Annotated in this window: 5 protein-coding genes; 3 read left to right on the top strand and 2 right to left on the bottom strand. The window is 40.3% G+C overall.

Annotated features, from left to right (window positions below):
* Nucleotides 1-51: 51 nt before the first annotated feature.
* Both V7K42_RS17390 and V7K42_RS17385 read right to left on the bottom strand, forming a co-directional pair.
* A complete protein-coding gene (locus tag V7K42_RS17390; protein ID WP_334918171.1) occupies nucleotides 52-594 on the bottom strand; it encodes a hypothetical protein in 543 nt (180 codons plus the stop codon).
* Nucleotides 595-599: 5 nt separating this feature from the next.
* Complete coding sequence (locus V7K42_RS17385) at nucleotides 600-1166, bottom strand: NUDIX hydrolase (protein ID WP_334918169.1); 567 nt, start codon at nucleotides 1164-1166, stop codon at nucleotides 600-602.
* Between the two features lie 142 nt (nucleotides 1167-1308).
* Between V7K42_RS17385 and V7K42_RS17380 the strand changes: the two genes are divergently transcribed.
* The 3 genes from V7K42_RS17380 (at nucleotide 1309) to psb34 (ending at nucleotide 3881) form a co-directional block, all read left to right on the top strand.
* Nucleotides 1309-2361 carry a dipeptide epimerase gene (locus tag V7K42_RS17380; protein WP_334918167.1) on the top strand — a complete coding sequence of 351 codons (1053 nt, stop codon included), beginning with the start codon at nucleotides 1309-1311 and terminating at the stop codon, nucleotides 2359-2361.
* Nucleotides 2345-3391 (top strand): DUF1611 domain-containing protein, encoded by a 1047-nt coding sequence (locus V7K42_RS17375; RefSeq protein WP_334918165.1) that lies wholly within the window; start codon nucleotides 2345-2347, stop codon nucleotides 3389-3391. Before V7K42_RS17380 ends, V7K42_RS17375 begins: the two co-directional genes overlap by 17 nt.
* Nucleotides 3392-3710: 319 nt before the next feature.
* A complete protein-coding gene (gene psb34, locus V7K42_RS17370; RefSeq protein WP_334836107.1) occupies nucleotides 3711-3881 on the top strand; it encodes a photosystem II assembly protein Psb34 in 171 nt (56 codons plus the stop codon).
* The last annotated feature ends 196 nt before the right edge of the window (nucleotides 3882-4077 follow it).

The following is a 4077-nucleotide window of genomic DNA, read 5'->3' as shown; positions in this document are numbered from 1 at the left end:
TCTCAGTTGCACTCGATTTAATAAATCCTCAACATTTAAGAAACTGGTTTGCTAGTTGCTGCTACTGTACCTCATAATAGCCGGAAGTGCTGTATCAGCAGGTTGTGAAGATCGTTCTTGAATAGTTGGGGTTTTTTGTAGCTGCGCTTTAAGTTGCTTAATAACTTCTCGTTCAACCTCAATGCTGCCCCTACCTTTACTTAAAAGAACACTTAAGTATTCTTTTAAGTATAAATTCGAAATTTCTTGTGCTCCTTCTAATTCCAATGATTTTTTAATGTCGGAAGTCTCGGAAGTGTAGCATTCTGGCATTTTTGCTATCCCCCTCGTTTTTCCATTGGGGGGGTTTTGAGGGGATTCAGATAAACTCCGTAAAGCAGATATCTGAACATACTTCTTACGGATAAACCATATATCTTTACCCTTCATAGAGTCTTGCAAGATAATTCTGTAATATTCTCCTTCCTCAGTATAAGAAATGACCTTAAGAACACTTTTGAATTGAATGAGAAGTTTGTCATCTTCAGTGAGTTCTGCTAACTCACTTGGATGAACTTTAAGGAAAGTATCAGCAGTTACTGTAAAGATAAACATAATAATTAACTGTTAGATTGTTGTAAAGTTAGAAGATTTAAACCTAAGAAAAGAGCCGCTACAGTTCCCGCTACAGAAATTTCTCCTTGAATAATTTTATCTAAAACTGATTCTATAGCAATAAATACAATTTCAATTTCTTCTGTAATATCGAGTTGTTGCTCTCCGACTTTGCTCACATTTTCTGCTAAAAATAAATGTATTTGATTGGTATCTTTACTTGGCATATCATATAAAGTTCCAATTTTTCTAAATTCTTGGGGTATATAACCAGTTTCTTCCGTGAATTCTCTAATTGCGGCTACTTCGGCACTCTCTTTGGTCGGATCGAAATTCCCTGCTGGCAGTTCTAAGAAAAATTCACCTATTGCATGTCTATATTGCCGGACAAAAATAATTTCTTTGTTACTATTAATAGGTAAAACCATCGCTACATCTGGTTTAATATTGATAAAATAATCATCTATTATTTTACCATTAGGCAATTCTATTTCATCTTGCCTTACTTGACACCAGGGATTATCTAAAACCATTTTTGATTTTAAAGTCTTCCATTTTCTTAAGTTGTTCATAAATTAAGTAACCAATAAAATTATGTCTAGGAATTTTAGTAAATAAGCAATGAATGTAAAAAAGTATAACAGATACATCTGATAATCTAAACTTTAAACTTACACTGATTTTTGCAATAACATAATATTATGTGAAATAAATATGCAAATAAATGTAAATTTATTTACAGTAAATAAGAGATTTCCGTTGACCATTAGTCGAGGGACAACGGCACAGACAACGAATGTATGGGTGAGGATTTCAGATGATGGTATCGAAGGCTGGGGAGAAGCATCGCCATTCGGTGTGGGTAATCATCGACAATCAACTGATACAATCAAAGATTCTCTCGACCAAATTGTGCCACTGTTGCAAGCATTTAGCCCTTTGCAGCGACAGCAAATTGAGCAAGTTTTAATCCAAAACCAGATTCCTTCTGCTGCTAGAGCAGCCTTGGATATGGCAATGCACGACTGGTTAGGTAAGCGTGTAGAATTACCTTTGTGGCAAATTTGGGGACTCGATCGCAATCAAATAGTACCAACCTCAGTAACAATTGGGATCAATTCGCCTGAAGGTGCTAGGGCCAGAGCGCGAGACTGGTTACAATTTACCGATGTCCGCCTTTTTAAGGTGAAGTTAGGTAGTCCAGATGGCATAGATGCAGATCAAAAAATGCTATTGGCAGTGCGAGAAGAAGCACCGGAAATAGAATTATTTGTTGATGCCAACGGGGGTTGGAGTTTAGAAGATGCGATCGCAATGTGCAATTGGCTGAGTAATCTAGGTATAAAGTATGTAGAACAGCCATTACCACGGGGTCAAGAAAAAAGTTTAGCTAAACTCAAAGAACACTCTCCCCTACCTATCTTTGTCGATGAGAGTTGCTTCACAAGTTCTGATATCCCCGAATTGGCAAACTACGTAGATGGTATTAATATCAAACTGATGAAATCAGGCGGACTAACAGAGGCGATGCGAATGGTACATACAGCGCGAGCATATCGGTTGCAAGTGATGTTCGGTTGCTATTCTGACAGTTCGCTAGCTAATACAGCAGCATTACAGCTAGCACCACTAGCTGATTATTTAGATTTAGACAGTCACCTCAACTTAATCGACGATCCCTTTACAGGTGCATTGCTAAAAGAAGGTAGAGTTTTGCTAAACGATTTACCAGGTTTGGGGGTAAAACACAGTGCGTCTACCACTTAATCAACGAGTAGCTATCTTACTTCACGAGGGAATTAGCGGGTCTAACGGCAAAACAGGACTCGCAATTTTACGTTACAGCGAAGCACCAATTGTAGTCGTCATCGATCGCGAATGTGCTGGCAAATCTCTGACAGAATTAACAGGTATCAAGCGTGATGTACCCATTGTGGCATCAGTAGCCGCAGCCCTAGAGTACAAGCCAGAAGTCTTAGTAATAGGTATTGCTCCCAGTGGTGGTGCTATCCCCGATGATTACTGGCTAGAAATCAAAAATGCTCTAGAAGCTGGGATGTCGTTGGTGAACGGCTTACACACACCAATGGCAAGCATCCCGGAGTTAAATGCATTAGTTAAACCAGGGCAATTAATTTGGGATGTCCGCAAAGAGCCGCCTAATATAAGTGTTGCCAGTGGAATGGCACGTACCCTCCCCTGTCGGCGAGTTTTGACGGTGGGAACCGACATGGCGATCGGTAAAATGTCAACTAGCTTAGAGTTACATTGGGCATCAAAACTGCGGGGTTGGCGTTCTAAATTTCTTGCCACAGGTCAAACTGGGGTGATGTTAGAAGGTGATGGCGTGGCTTTAGATGCCGTGCGGGTAGACTTTGCTGCTGGTGCTGTAGAACAGGTAATCATGCGCTATGGTAAAAACTACGACATCCTGCACATTGAAGGACAAGGTTCGCTGCTACACCCTGGTTCAACGGCAACCCTACCCCTAATTCGTGGTTCGCAACCAACGCAACTGGTATTAGCCCATCGGGCGGGACAAGTTCATGTTCGTAATCATCCCCATGTAATAATTCCACCTTTACCAGAGGTAATTCGGCTTTATGAAAGCGTTGCTAGTGCCGGTGGTGCTTTTGCAAGCGTTCCTGTAGTGGGTATAGCACTGAACACAGCCCATTTAGATGAATCTGCGGCCGAGGAAAGCATCGCTCAAGTAACAGCAGAAACCGGGCTACCTTGCACTGATGTAGTCCGTTTTGATGCCAATGTGCTTTTGGATGCGGTGATGAAGAATTAGGTTCTGACCTTATCAAGAAGCAAAACTCTAGTTGCTTCAAGACGAATCCGAGCAAGTTGAAGGAAGCTTAACAAGAAGTATCTTGCTTCACTTTGCCACATAAGGGCAATTTACACCCCCAACTTACTGGGGGTTTTTTATAGCAGTTAAATGAAGGGGACATGCAACGACAGTACTTAAAACCGCTTCGCCTAAATTCTCTATCCTTGATAAGTAATTTTTTAATAGCTCACAAACTTTTTTTGTCAAGCCCCATTGACATTTTGTAACAAACTTGTTAAATTTAGTTACATAAATAAACAAAAGAAGAGAAAAAAATATGTACACCACTGTAAATGAAGACGGCATCATCAATAACTACGCAGCTGAACCCAAGGTATACTACGCAGAGTACCCAGCAATTTGGGAACAACGTAAATACGTTTTACAAGGTCTTTTTGCAACTTTAATTGTCACAACTTTAGTTTTGGTTAGTTTTAGCGTTAGCTAAGATTTTTCCATTGCCGTATCGCTGTATCTCATTGTCATTCTCACTTCTCTCTTTAGCCTCGGTTAGTTTCGCCGGGGTTTTTTGTGTTTTACCCCTGTGCGTGGCGTTGTTGCGTGAATAGGGAAAAATGGTAAATTTTACTTATCCCCATTGGGCAGCTAATTTGATCATGGATACGAAAGCCAAAGCCAACTAC

Source organism: Nostoc sp., assembly GCF_036917455.1.
Taxonomy (GTDB): Bacteria; Cyanobacteriota; Cyanobacteriia; order Cyanobacteriales; family Nostocaceae; genus Nostoc.
Note: the sequence above shows the minus strand (reverse complement) of the source record. Positions and strands in the feature narration are given on the sequence as shown.

Excerpts from the sequence above, each read along its gene's own strand:
- V7K42_RS17390 (WP_334918171.1), bottom strand. The coding sequence starts at position 594 with ATGTTTATCTTTACAGTAACTGCTGATACTTTCCTTAAAGTTCATCCA.
- V7K42_RS17385 (WP_334918169.1), bottom strand. The coding sequence starts at position 1,166 with ATGAACAACTTAAGAAAATGGAAGACTTTAAAATCAAAAATGGTTTTA.
- V7K42_RS17380 (WP_334918167.1), top strand. The coding sequence starts at position 1,309 with ATGCAAATAAATGTAAATTTATTTACAGTAAATAAGAGATTTCCGTTG.
- psb34 (WP_334836107.1), top strand. The coding sequence starts at position 3,711 with ATGTACACCACTGTAAATGAAGACGGCATCATCAATAACTACGCAGCT.